The following is a 2,797-nucleotide window of genomic DNA, read 5'->3' on the forward strand; positions in this document are numbered from 1 at the left end:
GCCCAGTTGTTCGGCGCTGAGCAATTGCCGCTGGCGGGTGCCGTTGCCGCTGCTGTAGTGACCTTCTTTACATTTTTGCCGTCGTTTTTATTTATTCTGCTTGGCGCGCCGCTGGTCGAGGCCAGCCGTCAGCAGGCCACTCTCGCAGCGCCGCTCAGTGCCATCACAGCTGCGGTGGTGGGGGTGATTGTCAATCTGGCACTGTTTTTTGGCTACTTTGTGCTGTTTCCGCACGGCACTGATACCGGTGTTGACTGGTGCGCGCTGCTACTGGGGCTGGCGGCGGCTTTGGCGTTGTTTCGCTATCAACAAGGTATAGTGAGGGTACTGGCAGCATGTGCTGCAGGCGGCATACTGCTGCAGCAATGCTGTTAAGGTGCTACAACACTGACAACTTGCTGTTCGGGATATCCGTTACCAGCATATGGCCCGGGCTGTGGGTAATGCAAAAATCCACTTTGGCGTTGGCTATGGCCACCTGCGGCGTTACGCCGCAAGCCCAGAATACCGGTACTTCGCCCGGCTTTATTGTTACTGCATCACCAAAGTCAGGTTTATCTATGTTGTTAATGCCAATAGCTGCCGGATCTCCAAAGTGTACCGGCGCACCATGTACCTGCGGAAAACGCGAACAAATCTGAATCGCCCGTATCGCATCGGCAGGCTTCATTGGCCGCATACTGACCACCATACCACCATGAAATACGCCGGCAGGGGAACAGGCAATATTGGTGCGGTACATCGGCACATTCACTTTCTCGGTAATGTTGCGAATTTCCAGGCCGTCGGCCAACAGTGATTCTTCAAATGAAAACGAGCAGCCAATTAAAAAGGTCACTAAATCATCGCGCCAGATGCTTTTTACATCGGTAACTTCATCGGTAAGCTCGCCGTTTTTAAACACCCGGTATCTGGGCAGATCACTGCGGATATCAAGCTCTGTCGCCAAAGACGGCATATCAATAGCACCGGGTGCGGCCGCCATACCCAGCAGCGGACAGGGCTTGGGGTTGAAATGGCAAAACTGCAGAAAATCGGCCGCATACTGTTTTGGCAGTATCGCCATATTGGCCTGGACAAAACCCGGCGCAAAACCGGAGGTATTGCCGCTGAACTGGCCGCTGCGGCACTGTTGACGTAACTGATAGGGAGTAAGCACTGACATAACGGGTTCTCTGCACTGTTGCACGCCAGCTTATAGTGCGTATTTGTGCTGATAAGGTAAAGCGGCTTGCGGCAGAATGAAGCGCAAGCCCTGTGAAACTCGTTATTAAAGCGTTTGCCTGATGGTCACAGTGTACTAAGCAGCTGTTCCAGTTTACGCTGATCGGCAGCAAACTTGCGAATACCTTCAGCCAGCTTGTCACTGGCCATCACATCTTCATTCAGTTGCCATAAAAAGTCAGCTTCGGCCAACGCCTCAGGTTTAGTGCTGCTGGCAGCTTGTTGCGGTTGCAACATTCTGGTCAGTGGCTCAGATGATGTTTGTAACTGCGTCAGCAAATCCGGCGCTATCGTCAGCAGATCACACCCTGCCAGCTGGCGGATTTGCTCAATATTGCGAAAGCTGGCACCCATGACGACGGTATCGATACCATGCTGCTTGTAATATTGATAAATACGTTTAACAGATTGTACGCCCGGGTCGTTCTGGCCGGTAAAATCCTGCTCTGGCTGCTGCTGTTTGTACCAGTCCAGAATGCGGCCAACAAAGGGCGAGATCAGCGTCACACCCGCATCAGCACAGACTTTGGCCTGAGTCAGGCTGAACAGTAAGGTCAGGTTACAGTGAATACCGCGCTTCTCCAGCTCTGCTGCCGCCTGAATACCCTGCCAGGTTGCAGCCAGTTTAATCAGCACCCGCGCCTTATCAATACCGGCTTGCTGATAGCGCTCAATGATCCGCAGTGCACTGTCAATGCTGGCGCCACGGTCAAATGACAAATGAGCATCAATTTCTGTCGATACCCGCCCCGGAATATGGCGCAGAATTTCAACACCAAAATTCACCGTAACCTGCTCGCAAGCCGCCTGCAGATCTGACGCATAAGCCGTTTGTGCCTGGTTGAGAAACTGGCGGTACTGAGGTTTTGCTGCGGCCTGTAGGATAAGTGATGGGTTTGTTGTTGCATCTATCGGTTGCAGTTGACGGATGGCGTCTATATCACCGCTGTCTGCAACCACTGTGGTCATCTGTTTTAGTTGCTCTAAAGGGTTCATCTGTTACTGTGCTCCGTGAGTTGAGGCGGTGCCGTTAGTCAGGTAAGGGCTTTGCAGCGGGCCAAGGTAGCTTGGTTGTAAGCCGCCGGTGTCAAGCAGCAGCTTATGCAGTACCACTGCAGGGTCGAGCAGGTAAATACGCAGCCGGTGAACGCCGCTTTGTTTAATGTGCAGTGGTGTTTTTAGCGTGCGGCTGCCATCCAGCACAGCTTGTTGCCAGGCGTGTTCGCTGCTATCGGGCAACGTATCAACGATGACCGGTTGCGCGTCATCCAGCGCGACGGCAAAGCGTAACTTCCGGCCTGGCAGCAATTCCAGTGTCGGCGCCACTATGCTGTGCAGCATCACTTGACCGGTACTGTGAAAATACAGCGGGTATTCCAGATAGGGCGCCTGGCGGATGTTCACTATACTGGTCTGGTAATCCGGCTTAGTCAGCGCCACCATAGCCGCATTGCTATGGCCAAAGCCTTTAAGCCGTTGCCAGCGGGCATCGGCTGTATTGCCGCCCACTGTTGCACTGGCCGCATCCAGTGCGATGTAACCATCGGCTTCAACAAAGCCTGTGGTGGCTGCT

4 protein-coding genes are annotated in these 2,797 nt (G+C 53.5%); 1 reads left to right on the plus strand and 3 read right to left on the minus strand.

Annotated elements, in window-relative coordinates; all coding sequences use genetic code 11:
- The coding region (locus VIN66_RS14375; RefSeq protein WP_331924625.1) for a chromate transporter at nucleotides 1-375 on the plus strand (375 nt) is incomplete at its 5' end.
- Nucleotides 376-379: 4 nt separating this feature from the next.
- Here the strand turns inward: VIN66_RS14375 and VIN66_RS14380 are convergent.
- The 3 genes from VIN66_RS14380 to VIN66_RS14390 all read right to left on the minus strand — a co-directional run.
- The gene (locus VIN66_RS14380) at nucleotides 380-1,165 is read right to left on the minus strand and encodes a putative hydro-lyase (RefSeq protein ID WP_134058085.1); all 786 of its coding nucleotides are present in this window, start codon (nucleotides 1,163-1,165) and stop codon (nucleotides 380-382) included.
- Between the two features lie 125 nt (nucleotides 1,166-1,290).
- Complete coding sequence (gene tal, locus VIN66_RS14385) at nucleotides 1,291-2,220, minus strand: transaldolase (RefSeq protein ID WP_331924626.1); 930 nt, start codon at nucleotides 2,218-2,220, stop codon at nucleotides 1,291-1,293.
- A gap of 3 nt (nucleotides 2,221-2,223) precedes the next feature.
- The coding region (locus VIN66_RS14390; RefSeq protein WP_331924627.1) for a hypothetical protein at nucleotides 2,224-2,797 on the minus strand (574 nt) is incomplete at its 5' end.

This window comes from Rheinheimera sp. (assembly GCF_036568245.1).
In the GTDB taxonomy this organism is placed as follows: domain Bacteria; phylum Pseudomonadota; class Gammaproteobacteria; order Enterobacterales; family Alteromonadaceae; genus Alishewanella.